Raw genomic sequence first — 19430 nt, 5'->3', positions numbered from 1 at the left:
CTTTTATTCTATTCCATCTGCACGAATGCGTAACAACACATCCCGCCACTTTGATAAATGTTGTTGTGAGCTGGCTTTGGGTTGCGTGCTGCCGCCTACCCATAGGCCTTTATCGTTAAAACTAAAAATCGGGTTTAAATCTGGTCGCTGTGATGCCGGTAAAATATCCGGAATCAGATTGTCCAGAATAAGGGGTTCTGACGTGGGGGTTTTGTAATAACTCAGCACCATATGGGCTTTGACGACTTTTACATCTTGATCATACAGTTGCGCGCGTACGTAAGTCAGGCGTAATTTCTCATTGGAAATATTCAGCGCTTTTAAAAATACGTATTTGGCAATACTAAAGTCTTCGCAGTCTCCGGCTTGCATGCCAATCGATTCAAGCGGGGTTGCCCAGTAATCGGATTGCTTCCATAAATTTAAATCGTCAACAAATTCAAGTTTTCGATTAAAAAAGCCGTTAATCGCAATAAGCTTTTCTTCGTCAGATGCGTTACTGACGCGATTGAGTGCTTGGTTGAGCTCTCCTATGCTTTGCACGGCGTGGTCGCCATAGCGCTGTTTGGCAAGTTCGGTTAAGCGATTAAATTGCACGCCACCGGCATACAGGTATGCGACGCAGCAGAATCCGAGCATGATGCATATCAACATGCGCGCGCGATCGATAACATGAACAATGCTGGTCACAGGTGTTGAAATAACTTGCTCCAAAACAAGGTGCTACCACCGCTTAAGCGAGAATGCACCTATTTAACCATAAGGAAAACCCATTTTCGCTATTTTTACAGTGGCAGACGTATTTGAAAGCCACAATCAAACTGGCTTTTATTGGGTAGTTCTAAAAAGTAGGCGTATTGGCCGTTAGTACAATATTTTTTTGGTAAAAACTTGTGTTTAATGCCAGTGTGGTCAATTTGACTTGCTGTTTTTAATTAATTATTTGGAATAAAACCATGGCACTCATCGGAAAAGTTGTTGCATTAACAGGAACCGCTTACATCACTAAAGACAATGGTGAAAAGAGAGAGCTTCAGTTAGGTGACTCCGTTGAGTTGGGCGATACCATCCAGACCATGTCTGGCGCGCTGGTCGAGCTATCGATGAACGATGGCCGAAATATTAATATTCCAGCCAATCAAATTGTGGCGCTGACCGAAGATTTAGCCACAATTTTTGCGCAAGATAAATTAGATGGGTCTGTGGATTTGGCCACCATTGAGAGTGTAGTCAAAGCCATTGAGTCTGGCCAAGACGTGAACGAAGTGCTGGAAGAAACGGCGGCAGGCAATGCTGGCGGCAGAAATTCTTACGGTTTTGGCTTCGTTAATTTGCTTCGCATCAATGATGTGCTCAATCAATTCAGCTTTGCATACGAATACAATATTGATGGTGAGTTACAAGATGAGCCGATTCGTGCGCGTACGCAAGATGAGTTGAACCTTGATTTAAATAATACCGGATTAACGACAACGCCTTCACTTCCGCCATTGGGCGTGAGCTTAAGTGCTACCTCATCACTGACAGAGGCGGGTGGCGATATTATTTACACCGTGACATTGAGCCGTGCTGCCACCGCTCCCATGTCAATATTGCTTTCCAATGGTCAAACTGTATTGATTCCAGCAGGTGCCAGCACTGGCACTGCAACCTATACCGTTGCACCGAGTGACGACCCTTATTTAGACCAATCTACGATCAGCACGACAATCACGACTGTGGCTGGTAGCACTGAACCAATGACTGTAAGCACAACGCCGGCAGTCACAACAATTACCGATACAGTGGACACCACTGCGCTAACCTTAACTGCAAGCCCCAGCGTAGCTGAGGGCGGTGCGATTGTATACACAGTAAGTTTAAGTAACCCGGCAGGTACAGTAGTCACTGTGACTTTGTCTACTGGCGAGGTTATTGTCATTGCTGCGGGTGCAACATCGGCTTCTATCAGCATTCCGGCACCAACTGACGATGTCTATTTAGATAGTTCTATCGTGACTCGGTCTATTGCAAGTGCAACTGGCGGTAACTTTGAGAACTTGGCTGTGAATACTACGCCAGTCAATACAACGATTACGGATACGGCTGACACCACAACAGTGAGTATTACCGGTACGGCTTCTGTCCTTGAGAATGGTACGGCAACATATACGGTTTCCTTGACCAGCCCAGCGCAAACCAATACTACAATTAACTTAGTCTATAGTGGCACCGCGAATGGTGCAGACTATACTGCGGTCACCAGTGTGACGATCCTAGCAGGGCAGAGCAGTGCAACATTCAATATTGTGATGAATGATGATGCATTGGCAGAAGGCTCCGAAACCTTAGTGGTGGGTATTGGCTCTGTATCTGGCGGTAATTTCGAGAACCTAGTGGTGAGTGGCAGCAACGGCTCTGTCACAACTAATTTGCTTGATAATGATGTGGCTACCGTAAGCCTAACTGCAACTGCTAGCATTACGGAAGCAGGTGGCACCATTGTCTATACTGCGACCATCACGCAAGCACCTACCAGCCCACTCACCGTGACGCTTGATAATGGGGTTGTTATTACTATTCCGGCAGGCGCGACCTCTGCCACAGGCAATTACACGTTGGTAGGGAGTGATGATGTATATATAGACCCTACTACCGTAAGCGCTACGATTACTACGCTAAGCGGCGGCGGTATCCTCAGCTCGATTGATCCTACACCTGCAGTGACCAATATTACAGATACTATTGATGTCACAACTGTGAGTTTGTCTGCTACGCCAAGTGTTGCTGAGGGTGGCAGCATTGTATACACAGCAACATTGACCAGTCCGGCGCAAGGTGCAGTCACTGTGACATTGAGTAATGGCAGCACGATTACGATTCCCAATGGCGCAACAACGGGTACGCTTTCAATCTCAGCACCGACGGATGATGTTTATGTCGATACAGGCACTGTCTCACTCACGATTACTTCTGCAACAGGTGGTAATTTTGAAAGCCTTGTAGTCAATGCTGCCCCCGCGACGACGACGATTACAGATACCGTAGATGCGACAACGGTAACATTAACAGCAACCCCTACGGTAGCTGAAGGCGGCAGTATTATATACACCGCGACTTTGAGCAATCCTGCACAGTCAGCAGTGACTGTCACTTTATCTACTGGCGAAGTGATTAATATTGCGGCTGGTGCAACTACCGGCACCACCACTTTGGCAGCGCCGACAGACGATGTGTACGTGGATGCTGGATCTGTTAGCAAAACCATCAGCAGTGCCAGTGGCGGCAACTTTGAGCAATTGAACGTGAATCCGGCACCAGCTACCACCAACGTGACAGACACGATTAATACCACCACCATCAGCATTACAGGCAGTGCAAGTGCTACAGAAGGGGGTACAGCCAGCTATACGGTATCGCTCACCAACCCAGCACAGACTGCACTGACTATCAACATCACCTATGCTGGCACAGCCAGTAATGGCAGTGATTACACTGGTATAGCCGTCGTCACTATTCCGGCAGGCGCTAGCAGTGTCAGTTTTACTTTGCCTATTACAGATGACGTTGCAGCAGAAGGTAGCGAAACGATCGTGGTGGGGATAGGTGCTATTAGTGGTGGCAATTTTGAAAATCTTGTAGTCAGCGCAGCAAATGGCAGCGTTACCACTAACTTGTTAGACAACGATGTTGCAACCGTCACATTGTCAGCCACGCCGAGCATCACAGAAGCTGGAGGTGTCATCACTTACACCGCCACTATCACTCAACCGCCGACCAGTAACTTGACTGTGACTTTGTCTAATGGACAAAGCATCGTTATTCCTGCTGGAGGAACCATGGGCTCGGTCAGTCTATCGATTGCCGGATCGGACGACCCATATATTGACCCTACTACCGTTAGTGCGACGATTACTGCCTTAAGTGGCGGTGGAATTTTAAGCTCGATTGATCCTACACCTGCGGTAACTAACGTGTTGGATACGATTGATGCGACCACCGTGACCCTAAGCTCTGCCACCAATGGCACCGCCATTGCCGAAGGCGGCAGCATCACCTATACCGCCACCGTGTCTAACCCGGTGACAGGCACACCATTGGTCGTGACCTTAAGCAATGGCGCCACCATCACCATTCCGGTGAACGCCACCAGTGCCTCGACCACGGTTGCGGTGCGTGCCGATGACGCTTACGCGCAAGGCACCACCACCTTACCTGCGGTCGCCATTACTGGCACCACAGGCGCTAACTACGAAGCGGTCACCACCACTGGTACCGTCAACAACACCGTAGTGGATGATGCGGATGCGACCACTGTGAGTATTTCTGGAAGCGCTAATGTGACGGAGGGCGCATCTGGTTCGTATACGGTTACGCTGACCAATCCTGCGCAGACAACGGCAGTAACTGTAAACTTAACTTATAGTGGTACAGCTGCAAACGGAACGGACTATACAGGCGTTGCTACAGTGACTATTCCCGCTGGTAGCAGCTCTGCTAACTTTAATATTGCGACAATAGATGATTTGTTAGATGAGGCTTTGGAAAACTTTACGGTGACCATTGCATCTGCAACTGGCGGCAATTTAGAAAGCATTGTTGTGAGCGGTACAAATGGTAGCGTTACCACTACGATTACTGATAACGATCCAACACCTAGCTTGACCATTAACGATGTGACCGTGAATGAGTCAGCGGGTACAGCGACGTTTACTGTGACCTTATCAGCGGCATCAGGACAAACAGTTACCGTAAATTATGCCACTGCAGATGGTACGGCTCAGGCTGGAGTAGGACTTGATTATACTAATAGCACAGGCACCGTGACATTTACGCCAGGGCAAACGACACGAACCATTACCGTGCCTATTAACAATGACACGATTGATGAGCCGAATGAAACGTTCTTTGTCAATTTAAGCGGTGCGACCAATGCGACGATTGCAGACTCACAAGGAGCAGGCACCATTATTGATAATGATGCAGTTCCAACAATTCAAAGTGTGAGTGCTGCAAGTGCAACGGAAGGTGGTAGCTTACTACATACCATTACGTTGAGTAATGGTTCTAGCGTAGCGACTACTTATGCTTATAGTTTAGGTGGCGGCACAGCCAGCTCAGGCGTAGATTACAATGCCGCAGTGACCTTCTCTAATGGTGTCACTTTAAGTGGCGGCATATTAACTGTGCCAGCTGGCGTTACTAGCTTTACCGCAACAATCGCATCAATTCAAGATACGATAGATGAACCTAATGAAACCTACAATTTGACAGTAGGTGGCGTAACCGGTGTGGGTACGATTAATGATGATGACGCCGCACCTACCTTGACTGTGAATAATATTTCAGTCGCGGAAGTGGATAATATCAACGCAGTGTTTACTGTGAGCTTGTCTAACCCAAGTAGTACTGCGGTTACAGTTGGACTTAGTTTTGGTGGTGGCACGGCAATTGGTGGTACAAACTTTGCCAACAATACAACCACAGATTATGGCAACAATACACTGATGCAGGTTTCTACAGATGGTGGCGCAACTTGGTCAGCATCAGGTGTGAACACAGCGACTTTTGCTCCAGGGCAAACATCAGTGTTGGTTCGTACCGCTATCAATGCAAATACTATGACGGAAGCACAAACTGAAACATTTAATTTAACTGCAACCATTTCTAGTGGTACAGCCACTGGCTCTACTACAGCCACTACATCAGTAGGTACAGCAACAATCATTGACGACACCATTACAGTGTCTAGCCCAACGGCTACAGAAGGGGCAAATTTAGTTTACACCGTCAATGTAAGTACCCATACTGGAATTATCATCACCACAACACTAGAGCTAGGTGGTACAGCTTCCCCGACCGATTACGGTGCGCTCACTTTTAGCGGCGGCGTAACTTATAATTCAAGCACGGGTGTGCTGACTATTCCAGCGGCAACAACTAGTTTTACTGTAACCATACCTACCGTCAATGATACGTTGGATGAGCCAAATGAAACATTGTTGCTGACGGTTGGCGGTGTGACAGGCACAGGTACGATTACCGATAATGATCCTACCCCAAGCTTAACGATCAACGATGTCACCGTGAATGAGGCTGCTGGCACAATGACCTTTACAGTGACTTTAAGTGCAGCAAGCGGTAATACGGTGACCGTGAATTACGGCATGGTCAACCAAACAGCATTGTCTGGTAGTGACTATACTGCCAGTTCTGGTACCTTAACTTTTGCCTCTGGCGTCACCACGCAAACCATTACAGTGCCTATTCTGAACGACAATATATATGAAGGCAGTGAAACCTTTAGAGTCAATTTGAGTGGTGCAACCAATGCGACGATTGCTGATGGTATCGGTATAGGTACGATTCGCGATGATGGTGCAGGGGCAGGTGGTACGGATAACGATACGCCAACATTAGCCGTGTCTAGCCTCACTGTGTCAGATCAAACTGCAGGCTTTGCGCAATTCGTTGTGTCACTCAGCAATCCGTCTTCTGTGGCAACTACCTTCAGTTTGGCGCTTGCTAATGGCACAGCCACTGGCGGCGGCGTAGATTATGGTGCAGCAGGTGCGACCAATATTCAAGTGTCGACAGACAATGGCGCTACTTGGAGCAATGCGACTACTGCGACTATCCCAATCAATGGTACTTATGTATTGGTGCGTACACCAATTACGCAAGACAACATTACTGAAGTCAGTGAAACCTTTACGCTGACAGCGACCAGAACAGTAGGCGTTACTACCAATACCTCTGCTGTGGGTACAGCCACCATTACGGACGTCAATAATGCACCGGATGCAATCAACGATGTACCGGTTAGCAACTTGCAGGAAGACACTGTGAACTCAGTGTTGGCGGGCAACGCGATATTGGGTGGCAGTGGCAATGTAGCCGATGCTGATCCTAATAACGATACGCTGTTTATCACTGGGGCAGTGGCAGGTACAGGTGCCGTGGTGGGCGCAGTGCCATTGGGTTCTGCACTCACAGTCAGTGGTATTTATGGCACGTTGGTGATTAACTCTAATGGTACTTATACCTACACCTTGGACAACAGCCGCATTCAGACGCAAAACATCTTGGGCGGGCAAACGGTGAGTGATGTATTTACCTATAAAATTACCGATAATAACGGAGGCTTTGATACGGCCACTATTTCAGTAGCCATACTCGGCACCCTAGATTTGACGGCCATTACCCCAGTGCCAGTGCCCATTATTGCGGATGGTCTCATGGGTGAATATTATGGGTATAACGATACTGTCATTGCAGGTAATCGTGTACATGCTGATGATAGTACTGCAACCGTATTCGGAAGCACTAATATTGATTCGATAGAAGATGTTGCCGCGATTATCAATGGCCGTAACTTGGCTATGGGTGGCCCTGGCAATATCGTAGGGACGTCTAACGCAGCTGCAACCAATGCGGCCGATGTAAGGTTTAGTGTACGTAGTTTAAATTATGGTAATGATTTGCAGACAGACGAGTTTGGCAATGATCGAGCTGTGAATGGTAGCTTGGGCACTAACCCTAACACTGCAGCGGGCTCTAGCTTACCGGGTTATGACTACACGTTGACCAATAGAGAGTTGTCCAATTTCTTATATACAGATGCAGCAACGGCCGTAGTGCAAACAGGCACCCCAGTGGGTGCAACAGTAGGCACGCAAACTGGCTTAGGTACAACCACGGATGCAATTATTCGCATGACGGGGTTTGCCTATCTAGAGCGCGGTAACTACGACTTTAGAGTGTATGCCGATGATGGCTTTAGATTAAAAGTTGGCGGTGAGACGTTAATTGAGTTTGACGGTAATCAACCACCCACCACACGTACATTTACTAACGTGGAAGTGTCTGACTTGATTTCCGGTTTCACGTCGATTGAGTTGTTGTATTGGGAGCAAGGCGGTAATGCAAACTTGCAATTTGAGTTCAAGTTAACAGACAGTAATACTTGGATTTCATTCTCGCTAGATAGTATTGCCTTCTTCTCAGCAGCTAACCTGCCAACCATTACGGATACACGTATTCAGGACGTGGTAGAAACCTCTGTCAATCAGCAGTACGAATTGCGTACCGGTTCAGTGTTAGACGGTGATAACAACACTAATACATTAATTGGTGCAGAAGGGCGAGACTATATTCAAGGGTTTGGCGGTAACGACATTTTGAATGGTTACGGCGGTGCGGATTACTTAGATGGTGGTGATGGCGATGACACCTTAAATGGTGGTGATGGGGCTGATATTCTGATTGGCGGCACTGGCAACGATACCATGATTGGTGGTTTGGGCGATGATATCTATCGCATAGACAGTGCTGGCGATGTGATTGTCGAGAATGCGAATGAGGGTACTGACAATATCGAGATTGCCGCTACTTATAATCCCGGCACCTATACCATTGCTACCAACTTTGAGAACGTCACTTTGAGCGGATCATTTAATACCAACGTGACAGGTAACGCTGTTAATAACCGAATCATCGGAAATGATGGCAATAACACCTTAATTGGTTTGCTGGGCGATGACCGCATTGTCGGCGGGGCAGGCAATGATACGCTGACGGGCGACACTGGCACTCCTGCCAATGGCGCGCTTGGTAAAGATATTTTTGAATGGAATCTTGCTGATAAAGGCACGTTAGGTGTACCGGCCATCGATACTGTGACTGATTTCCGTTACGGTGGATCTGGCAATGCGACAGTGACCGACTTTAATGCAACAAGAGTAGATGCGCTAGATTTACGCGATTTACTACAAGGCGAAGCCTCTACCTTGTTGAATACCGGAAGCGTTCCTAATATTGGTAACTTGCTGAATTATATTGATATTAATATCAATGGCGGCAATACCGAAATCCGAATTAGCTCGGCAGGTGGATTCACTGGCGGCACTTATAGTGCAGCGCAAGAGGATCAACGTATTGTCTTGCAAGGCATTAACCTGTATACCGCGACCGGCGCAACAGCTGGCAATGAAACAGATTTGCTACAACGTATGTTGGCCAATGGTGCTTTAGTTGTGGATTAACATTTATTAACACTGTTTGATGGTTTTTAGAGGGGGCGGCGCGATTTGGCTGCTCCCTTTTTCTTTACTTGGAAAGTTATGTATAGTATATTCAGTTCAGGTTTTTTTACTAACCTAATGATTTCTATAATGTTATAAAGATCCGTGAACTCACTTGATGAAAAAAATAAGTAGTCTGAAACCGTTTATTGTATTTGCAACACTCTCATGGTTTTCGTTCAGCGCTCAGTCGCAAACATTGACGACGCTCAAAGAGATGGTTGAACAAGTCATCTCCGCCAATCCGGAAGTACAAGTCAAGTACCATGAATACACTGGTGCGGGCTACGAACGCGATGTGGTCAAGGGCGGTTATCTACCTAAAGCGGATATTGTCAGCAGCTACCGTAGGCAAGAAGACATGGATGGTGGCTTTAGCCGCCGTAATGGTACTGCTATTCCAAGATCCAACAACGAACTAGTCCTCAGACAGATGATTTTTGATGGTTTTGCAACGCCAAATGAAGTCAGTCGCTTAGGACATGCGCAAAGAGTACGGTATTACGAGTTACAAAGTGCCATGCAAAATACTACGCTGGAATTTGTGCGCTCTTATATCGATACGTTGCGCTACCGCCAACTCACCGAATATGCAAAAACCAACTACGTCATTCACAAGCAATATCATGACAAAATCAAAGAGCGTGTAGATGCTGGCGTAGCGAGACGTGTGGATTTAGAGCAGGCGTCAGGTCGTTTAGCATTAGCTGAGGCTAACTTGCTGACAGAAACCACTAATTTGTATGAAGTGACTGCCAGAGTACAACGCTTGTTAGGGGAGTTGCCACCAGAAACGCTAGAAATGCCAGCGTTTGTAGCAGGTGAAATTGCACCTAGCCCAACAGAGGCATTGCAAGTGGCTTATCTTTCCAATCCAGATTTACTCTCGACCATAGAAGATATTCAAGCCACACAAAAAGAAGTGAAAACCAAAGAGGCGCGCTACTTGCCCCGCTTTGATTTGCAAGCGCGTAAAAATTTGGGTACCAGCTCTGATGGTGAGAACAGTACCAGCGCAGCGGATTTACTAGAGTTGACCATGAACTTTAACCTGTTTAATGGCTTTTCTGATAAAGCGGCTGTTAGCCAAACATTGGAAAAACTCAATCGCTCCAATGATTTGCGTGATAAAGCCTGTATCGATACGCGTCAAATCGTCACCATTGCTTATAACGATATCCGCCAATTAAAAGAGCAAATCACTTATCGCGATCAACATCGTGCTTCTATTGAAAACGCACGGGAAGCCTACCAAAAGCAATTTGATATTGGTCAAAGAACCTTATTGGATTTGCTCGATACAGAAAATGAGTATTTTCAGGCAAAGCGTAGCTATGCCAATACCGAATATGACTTGATGAATGCCTATGCGAGATTGTTTGCTGGGCAAGGTCAGCTGGTCAATAGAATTGGCTCAGCCAGACAAGGCTTGCCGGAAGTAAAGCGTGAAGACTATGTAGATGCCGCCACTGTTTGTCAGGCTGTTGCAGCCGTACCGGTGACAATTGATAAAGCCGCTATTTTGGCAGATGCTAAACCGCTCAACGTCACTAATCGCCAGCTCATTAAACCAATAGAAAGAACCACTGCATTAGCGCCTGCCGCAGCCGGTGCATGTTCACCGGAAGTGGTAACCGCACAAGTGAACAATTGGGCAACTGCATGGCGTCAAAAAGACTATGACGCCTATATCAAAACTTACTCAGAAAAATTCAACCCGGAGCCCCCACTTACAAGAACAGCGTGGGAACAGCAACGTAAGCAACGTTTGTCTTCCCCTGGGAAAATTAACCTAGCATTGTCGAATGTACAAGTGACTTGCGAAGGCGATAAGGCAAAAGCAACATTCCACCAAGAATATAGTGTGACCAACTATAAGCTATTAAAACAAAAGAATAGCCAAGGCTGTGATGTGTGTAATGCTAAGCGAATTGCTACAAAAGGCTTTGCCGATAACGTGAATAAAACTTTGGAGTTGGAACACTCCAGTGGCGAGTGGAAGATTTTGCGTGAGTTAGTCAATCCATAAAGATACGCCCGCTTAAAAAAGCACCCAGTTTAGGGTGCTTTTTTTGTATCTAGAATTATCACTCTTTCATATCTCTATTGATCACGTACTGTATCTTGCTTATATGAAAATAAATGACAAAATTATTAAAAAAATCGTCCCGATTACGGTAAAAATGCGCGATACAGTGATAGAATACGCTCCGCAACAAATTCAGCAGTAATCACCCGCCCGGGTGGTGAAATTGGTAGACACAAGAGACTTAAAATCTCTCGATCGCAAGGTCGTGCCGGTTCGATTCCGGCCCCGGGCACCAAATACAAAAGCCTTGAATATCAAGGCTTTTTTTACGCCCATTAGTATCCTTTACATACCTCTTTACGATGCCGGTTGTCTGCATTGGATGGTCAGCCTAAGCAGAGTCATAGATAACCTGAATGTTTTTATCCATGGAACCACCAATTTGCTTTACTTGTGGTTGTATATAACCAGTTTGGCTTCCCTTGTCTCGGTACCTTTTAATTTCTTAAAGTAAATCAGTAGCTTGAATCTAGCCTGATCGTGGGAGCGATTTTTGCTATTTATATAGCACTCTTAAGTTTTAATAGAAGAAGAATATGAGCGAAGCACTTACTTGGAGTGGTTTAGATCTTCAATGGGCTTATTCGGATGTGCTGAACCGAATCAGCAGGCATACATTTTGCAAACATAAAGCATTTGATATTTTGCAAGATGCCATTGTCTATTTTGCGGTTTCTAGAAGCCCGTACCGCGATACTGAGCCACAAGCCTACCTAAACGGCATTGTGAACAATTTATTGGTGAATCAATATCGCCAAGAGGTTAAGTTTGTGCCTTATGATGAAGTGGCGCTAGAAGAAAGTACAACGGATTATTCACCAGAGCAGTTGTATGAAACCAAGCAAAAACTTTTCTATTTGCAACGTATCGTTGATTTACTACCTGAAAAATGTCGGCAAGTGTTTTGGCTGTTTCATGTGGATGGCCTGAAACAAAAAGAGATTGCAGACAAGCTTGGCATTAGTCTCAATATGGTAGAGAAGCATATGATTCGCGCCATGTTGGATTTGCGCGCGGCCAAACAAAAACTGCTATAGTTTAACCATGTCGAAAGCCATTCACTCCAGCGAAGCCGCAGCGCTTTGGTATATCCGTTTGCGAGATGCAGAACCGGATGCGCCCGAGCGGGGGGAGTTTGAGCGCTGGTTAACGACGAGTCCTGTGCATCAAGCTGAGTACGAAAGCATCTGCAGTACCATGGATCAATTGGCATCGCCCAAGTCGTTAGCAAAATTAGCTGATGCAATGGAGCAAAATGCATTTCTGGAAAAATCCGCCAAACGCCAAAAAGTGGTCAAGCACATTGCCCATGTGGTCGCAATCTGTGCTGTGGGATTGTTTGCATTGTTTGCAAACAAACAATACGAGGTATGGCTGCAACAGCCTACCGCCCAAATCGTTGCAGATACGCCGGTAGGCAATATAGCCACGCGTACGTTAGATGACGGCAGCCGTGTAACCTTAAGTGGTAATAGCCAAATGGAAGTCAAATTTTATCGGCATCAGCGGCACGTGCACCTTATGCGCGGAGAAGCAATTTTTGATGTTGCCAAAGATGCCAATCGCCCCTTTGTAGTAGAGACTGAGCTGGCCAAAGTAACGGTATTGGGTACGCGCTTTGCGGTCAACAAGTTAAGCAAACTGGTGCGGATTAGCGTAGATCACGGTAGCGTGCGTGTTGAGCCCATTATGCCTAAGTCAGAGGCTGCAGATAACGCCAAACTGCTAACTAATGGTCAAGTAGTAGAAGTCTATCCTAATCAGACGGCGGTTATTACGCAGCGCCGTGCAGCAGATGCCTTTGCGTTTGTGAACGGTAAGCTAGTATTTGAGTGGGCGGATACTTATGAGGTTGCAGACACCTTGTCGCGCTACCGCGCACGGCCTGTGGTGGCTGATGGACAGTCTTCTCATAATATTTCTGCTATTGTCAGCGTGCAAGATGCAGAAGAGTTCTTACAAGGGCTACCCAATATTGCCCCGGTAATTGTGCACAATCAAACTAAACAGACTGTCATTGAGAGCGCAAACACGAAGCTTTAGATTTTAGTCAGATTGCCCCTACGCTGTAACCACCCCTTACCTAATAGTAATCACGTTTCAACCTTTATCCAGCTGCTGTATTTGCATACATGGCGAAAAATGCTGGGCTATTCTCTAGCAAAAAACCTCTAGCTACTTTATATAAATAATAAAAAAGTAATTATTTTTTATTATCCACGTCAGGGTTTTCTTTCCTCAAACGATAAATAGAAAAATATATAGTTTTTGAGGAAGAAGAATGGATATCTTGGGCGCGGTTCACAAAACCATATTAGCCATCGTAGTGGTGTGCGTGTGTTGGATATTTGTGCAGTTTCACGTAGAAGCTGCAGAACTGAATACTAAATTGCCGGCTGATCAAGACGCTGTATTTGCTGTGCCCGTGACAGTTGATATCCCTAGCCAGCCACTAGCGGCTGCGCTCAATCAGTTAGGCAAAAGTACTAATCTCAATATCGCGTTCCCTAGCGATTTGGTATTGGGGAAAACATCCCCTGCGGTGAAAGGTCGTATGTCTCGCAAAGAGGCGCTACAACGCATTCTGGCTAACAGTGGGCTAGCCGCTAAAATTGATGAGGGGAATGCTTATATAGAACGTGCCTCAAAAGACGACAAGAATATTCAGCTAGATAAAGTCGAAGTCCGCGCCAAACGCTTTTATGAAGTAGGCCCGCTACCTGGATTAGGGTTAACCAAAGACCAGATCCCCGGCAACGTACAAAGCATCTCTGCCAAAGAGATCAAAGACTCACACTCATTAAGCATTACCGACTTAATGAACAAGAAACTCCAGTCTGTCACTGTGAATGATTACCAAGGCAACCCGTTTCAGATGGATGTGCAATACCGTGGCTTTACCGCAGGCCCGCAGATCGGCACTCCTCAAGGCTTAAGTGTCTTCTTTGACGGTATCCGTATAAACGAACCCTTTGGTGATGTCGTCAACTGGGACATGATTCCCATGAATGCACTAGCAGGCGTTGATGTATTCCCCGGCTCTAATCCCATCTTTGGTCTTAACACACTAGGTGGCGCCTTTACTCTTAAAACTAAAGATGGCTTTAACAATGCTGGTGTAGATGCAGAAGTGCTCACAGGATCATTCGGTAGAAAACAACTCCAAGCGGAAGGGGGTTGGAACAACGGTACCATTGGCTTATTTGCTGCAGGCAACTTCTTTTTAGAAGATGGCTGGCGAGAGAACTCCCCGAGTAAGGTCAACCAACTATTTACAAAAGCAAGTTACAGGGGAGACAAGCTAGACCTTAACCTGAGCACCTTATGGGTGGGGACGGATCTGGTGGGGAATGGCCTGTTACCTAGTGAAATGTACGCACAAGACCGCAACGCTTCATTTACATCCGAAGACACCACAAAAAATAGATTGAGCCAGTTTCAGCTAAGTGGCAGTTATTTTGTAACTGATAATTTTACGGTCACAGGTCAAATTTATAGACGTAACAGTAAACGTAAGTCCTTAGGTGCAGATGCTTACACCGATGGATTTGGGGACGCTCAAACGATTCAACGTAATCTTGCCCCAGGTGAGCAATTTAGCTGTAATTTTGTGAGCACCAACAGATATGGTCTACCTGACTATTATGTTATTGATCTAGCTGACCCTAACGATTTTAGTTCCAATCCATTTATAGTTGATTATTTTACAAACAGTGCTGACCCAGCATATGACCTTGATGCTTCTTTAGCGTTATTGGGACCTAATGCTAAGAATGCAGATTTGCCAGCAGACTATGCAGCTGGTGCGCGTAATGGATTTTTATATTATCAAAATTTTTATGGCCCTGTATTTAATGCTGCCAATTTGCCTTTGCCTTTAGTAGGTGATGTGACTCCTTACTCTAACGGGGAAGCCTCATTTTCGTTTCCTGACTATTTGAACTGGACTAACTCAAGACTAAATGTGCTAGCTGTAGATCCTCTTTCGGAAGGGGGTTTAAATTATTTTTATACGCCAGATGGGGTAAAGCATCTTGTGATGACGATTGCTCCTGTAAACAAAAATGAATGTTTGTCAGCAATTGCTACTTCGCCAAATCCATCGAAGCCCTTGGAAGTGCCTAATCCAACTAACCCTAACCTAGGAATATTGCCTGATGGTGTTTTAAACAATGAGCCTGGAGTAGTGGATGGTACGCCCGTGGCTTTGTTAACGGACAATAATATAGAGCAGATGGTTGATGGTGGGTCAGTGCAACTTAACTGGAACTTTGAAAAGCACAAATTCATGGTTGGAGCTTCAATTGATATAGCCAGTGCAAGTTACAAAAATAGCCAACGCTTAGGTTTGTTAGATGAAAGCCGTAAAGCTTACCTAGCACCAGAGCAAATTCGTGACGAATATTTAGCGGCTACTGTAGATATTGCAAATAATAATTTCAAAGGTACTTCCACTACAAAAAGTATTTATGTAAGCGAAACCTGGAGTCCAATTGAAACTTTAAACATTACTGGTTCAGCCCGTTACAATGCTACCGATATTAAAAATAAAGTAGCCACGCGCACCGCTTTTACATTTTATGATCTAGCCAAATATCGTGCTTTCCCCAATTATTATGGTTTATGTTTAGGTGGTCCTGATAATTGCCCTTCCACTGGATATGCTCCATTAATAGGAAATGAGTTTCTTAAACCAGCAGAAACCGAGAAATTTAACTATTACTCACTCAACCCATCTTTGGGGTTAACTTGGCAAGCCAAAGAAAATTTAAACTTATATAGTAATTTCTCACAAGGTACTCGTACTCCCAGCGTGATTGAGTTGGGTTGTGCGTTTGATAACAGGCCATCAGGTTTTTTTGCAGTTGATACAAGCAATAATCAAATTCCAGTGCCAAGAAGTCTGGCCGAAAATCGTTCTTGCACACTCCCTACCACTCTTGCTGGGGATCCTTATTTACCTCAGATTAAAGCGACCACTTATGACATTGGGTTAAGAGGAAGTTTTAATAACTTGCTAGGTGCAGATGCTTTAGAGTGGAATTTAGGTGCATACCGTACAAATCTTAAAGATGACATTTATTTGGTATCTGTAGGGGGGAACAATAGTCTCTTCAATACAATTGGCAAAACTCGCCGTCAAGGCATAGAGGCAGGTGTGTCTGGCATCGCTGGAAAAGCACAATTTAAAATAAATTACGCGCTAACGGATGCTACTTTTCAAGATACCTTTGACACAATATCTGAGAATAATAGTAGCTCGGTTGCATTTAGAAGTAATCTAGTTTTTGACTCAGAAACACTTCGATTGATTACAGTGAAGCCTGGTGATCGTATGCCCGGTGTGCCATTACATAACCTGAATGCCAGCTTTAGCTACGAGCTAACACCAAAGTGGCAAATGGGTATTAGTGCAGTAGTCCATAGCGAAAGCATTGTGCGTGGCAATGAGAACAATGAACACAGAAAGGGTGTAACGCAATATATAACAGTCGAGGTACCTGACCCAAGCAATCCTAGTCAGCCCATAACTCGTATAGTGCCGCGTCAACCAAGTAACAATCCAGGAAAGGTACCCGGTTATGCCACCTTTAACTTCCAGACTAGTTATAAATTTAACTCTGAATGGACCGCCACAATGTTAGTAAACAATTTGTTTGATAAAGAGTATTTCAGTGCCGGGCGTTTGGGGAGAAACCCATTTTCACCCAGTATTAACGGTGCAATTGGGCCAAGCGGTTACAACTATAATTCGGGCGACTGGTTAAGTACTAATTTTATTGCCCCGGGAGCACCAAGAGGCATTTGGTTTAGTTTGAATTGGCAATTTGATCCGAATAAAAAATAATAATGATTTAGTTGATCGAGATCAATTAAGAAACATTATCAATCTTCACGAAACAGCTCAAAAATTTAATTCTGGTTAAGACAGAAGGTTAGATGAAATTGTAATAAGTGGTGTTTCAAGCAGCCAGAAATGCTTGCTTATGTTTTTAGTGCAAAGGAAATATTATGAGAAGCATTAGTTTGAAACTAACTATATTAAGTACATTAAGTTGTTCCACACTTTTGTCAGCGGCACCTGGGTTAGTCAATATCCCCGTGGCGGGATTTGCGACAAGCGCATATACACTTTGTAACACTACTGGAAACTTCGGCTCTGGTAGCGGTGCTAGTGCTCCGGTGGCCCCAGGAGCTGGCACTAATGATACTTGTGCTTACTATCCAGCCCCTGTAACTAGCGCTGCATCACCCGAAACTGGGTACGCATTAGTTAACTCTGCGGCACGCTCCATAGTAGTTAACAACGCCCAAACAGGCAATACGAATAAAAATATTGGGACAGTAACAGAATGGATTTGGCGTAAGCCTGCTGCTACAACACCAATCACTTCAACACCCATTTGTATTTACGGAGCCCAAGTAATATTGAATAACACTGATTATGACATTGTGAATGCTGGCACTCAAACTTTTCAGCTCACTGATCTAGCGCGTGGTGGTTTCGATAATTTAGTGGTAGACGCAGGCTATGCTGTTACGGCTACAACTCCAAATGCTTCACCAGTGTATCGCATTGGTCGTACATACACGTCAGTACAGCATAGAGCGTTTGCCACTTCGCCTGTATGCGGCGACTCGGGAGGCGCAGTGGCAGGTACGGGTTATCTAGCTTTACCAGGATTTGGTAATTCAGCTGCAATTGCAGGGGTTAGTCGTTTTATAGGAACGTATCCTATTACCTTTGTAGCACCTGCATGTCTAGCAAATCCAACAGCAACTGAGCAATCTGCGAATGTAAACCCATCAGGTGCTGGAAATGGTTCTTGGATCGATTTTACATTTGATGCTAACGCAGTAGATAACGATGGAAGTATACAATCCTCCTCTCCAGTGACGTATATAAAAACTGGATGCACAACAGCAGCACCGCTTACACGCACAAACGCTATTCGTTTACGCCAAACAGGTCAAGAAATCTCGCCATTTATTTCAGTTGGAGTAACTGGATTTGTACCACCTACTGCGCCAGCAGTGATTACGCCCCCAAATTAAAGGCATTTGCAGCTACCTTAAAAGAATTCAACTGAAATCAAAATTAGTACTCACGAGGCGCTAACACAGATTGAGGTGAATTGGTGTTGCAGGCAGCCACAAATGCCTGCTAATTGTAACGTAAAAAGGAATTATTATGATAAACGTTAAAATGAAGTTGGCAATTATTGGAGTTTTAAGTTGTTCTACCTATGCATTAGCATTGCCGGGTTTGGTAAATATACCAACCACTGGTTTTGGAACAACGGCCTACACACTTTGTAATACCACAGGTAACTTTGGTTCGGGTAGTGGTGCTGGCGCACCTGTAGCACCGGGTGCTGGAACTAATGATACTTGCGCTTACTATCCAGCGCCTGCAACTGATCCTACATCACCAGAAACCGGGTATACGCTAGTGACAACAGCTGCACGCTCAATTGTGGTGAACAATGCCCAAACAGGTGGTACCAATAAAACTGTGGGTACAGTTAATGAATATGTGTGGCGTAAACCTGCTGCAACAGCGCCCGTAACAGCAACCCCTATATGTATTTATGGCGCAAAAACAGTAATGAACAGTTCAGATTACGATACCGTGAACGGAGGCACCCAAACTTTTGAGGTGAATGACCTTGCCCGCGCAGGTTTTGATGGTTTGGTGATAGATGCAGGATATGCAATTACGGCTACAACGCCTAATGCTTCACCAGTGTATCGCATTGGTCGTACTTACACTTCTGTACAACATAGGGCTTTAGCGACCTCGCCAGTTTGTGGCGATGCTGGGGGTAGTACTGCTGGTACAGGGTATTTGGCTTTGCCAGGGTTTGGTAGTACAGCAGATATCAACGGGGTAAGCCGCTTCACCGGTACTGCTCCTATCACGTTTGTTCCTCCTGCTTGTCTTGCAAACCCAACAGCAACTCAGCAAGCCGCTGATGTAAATGATGCTTGGATTGATTTTACATTTGATGCAAATGCTGTGGATGATGATGGTAGTTCGCAGGCTTCTTCTGCAATGACTTATGTCAAAGCAGCTTGTACTACTGCAGCGCCAGTTACACGTCCGAACGCAATCCGCGTACGTCAAACTGGTCAAGAAAAGTCGCCATTTATTTCAGTCACGACGACTGGCTTTGTACCACCAAGTGCACCTGCAACAATTGTCCCATAGTTGTACTTAATTATTGAACAAAAAATACCACAGCGAATTAGCGATTAATTCGCTGTGGATTAAATTA

8 protein-coding genes and 1 tRNA gene are annotated in these 19430 nt (G+C 45.3%); 8 read left to right on the top strand and 1 reads right to left on the bottom strand.

Going from position 1 to position 19430, the window contains the following annotated elements:
* Positions 1-3: 3 nt before the first annotated feature.
* Positions 4-654: a transglutaminase-like cysteine peptidase gene (locus A3Q3_RS0104900; protein ID WP_051086444.1), complete on the bottom strand. Its 651-nt coding sequence runs from the start codon at positions 652-654 to the stop codon at positions 4-6.
* Between the two features lie 302 nt (positions 655-956).
* Between A3Q3_RS0104900 and A3Q3_RS0104895 the strand changes: the two genes are divergently transcribed.
* The 8 genes from A3Q3_RS0104895 to A3Q3_RS14135 all read left to right on the top strand — a co-directional run bounded on the left by A3Q3_RS0104895 (position 957) and on the right by A3Q3_RS14135 (position 19363).
* Positions 957-9023 carry a retention module-containing protein gene (locus tag A3Q3_RS0104895; protein ID WP_020182457.1) on the top strand — a complete coding sequence of 2689 codons (8067 nt, stop codon included), beginning with the start codon at positions 957-959 and terminating at the stop codon, positions 9021-9023.
* A gap of 157 nt (positions 9024-9180) precedes the next feature.
* Positions 9181-11091: a TolC family outer membrane protein gene (locus tag A3Q3_RS14030; RefSeq protein WP_020182456.1), complete on the top strand. Its 1911-nt coding sequence runs from the start codon at positions 9181-9183 to the stop codon at positions 11089-11091.
* Between the two features lie 208 nt (positions 11092-11299).
* A tRNA-Leu gene (locus tag A3Q3_RS0104885) sits at positions 11300-11386 on the top strand.
* A 301-nt stretch (positions 11387-11687) separates the two neighbouring features.
* Entirely contained in the window at positions 11688-12188 is a 501-nt protein-coding gene (locus A3Q3_RS0104880; protein WP_020182455.1) for an RNA polymerase sigma factor, read from the top strand.
* A 7-nt stretch (positions 12189-12195) separates the two neighbouring features.
* Positions 12196-13194, top strand: coding sequence for a FecR domain-containing protein (locus A3Q3_RS0104875; protein ID WP_020182454.1), 999 nt, complete (start codon positions 12196-12198; stop codon positions 13192-13194).
* A 238-nt stretch (positions 13195-13432) separates the two neighbouring features.
* A complete protein-coding gene (locus A3Q3_RS0104870) occupies positions 13433-16999 on the top strand; it encodes a TonB-dependent receptor domain-containing protein (RefSeq protein WP_020182453.1) in 3567 nt (1188 codons plus the stop codon).
* Between the two features lie 581 nt (positions 17000-17580).
* Positions 17581-18207: a hypothetical protein gene (locus tag A3Q3_RS14510; protein ID WP_232418367.1), complete on the top strand. Its 627-nt coding sequence runs from the start codon at positions 17581-17583 to the stop codon at positions 18205-18207.
* Positions 18208-18343: 136 nt separating this feature from the next.
* Positions 18344-19363 (top strand): hypothetical protein, encoded by a 1020-nt coding sequence (locus tag A3Q3_RS14135; RefSeq protein WP_157355052.1) that lies wholly within the window; start codon positions 18344-18346, stop codon positions 19361-19363.
* Positions 19364-19430: the final 67 nt, after the last annotated feature.

It is taken from the genome of Methylotenera sp. 1P/1, from assembly GCF_000384355.1.
In the GTDB taxonomy this organism is placed as follows: domain Bacteria; phylum Pseudomonadota; class Gammaproteobacteria; order Burkholderiales; family Methylophilaceae; genus Methylophilus.
Note: the sequence above shows the minus strand (reverse complement) of the source record. Positions and strands in the feature narration are given on the sequence as shown.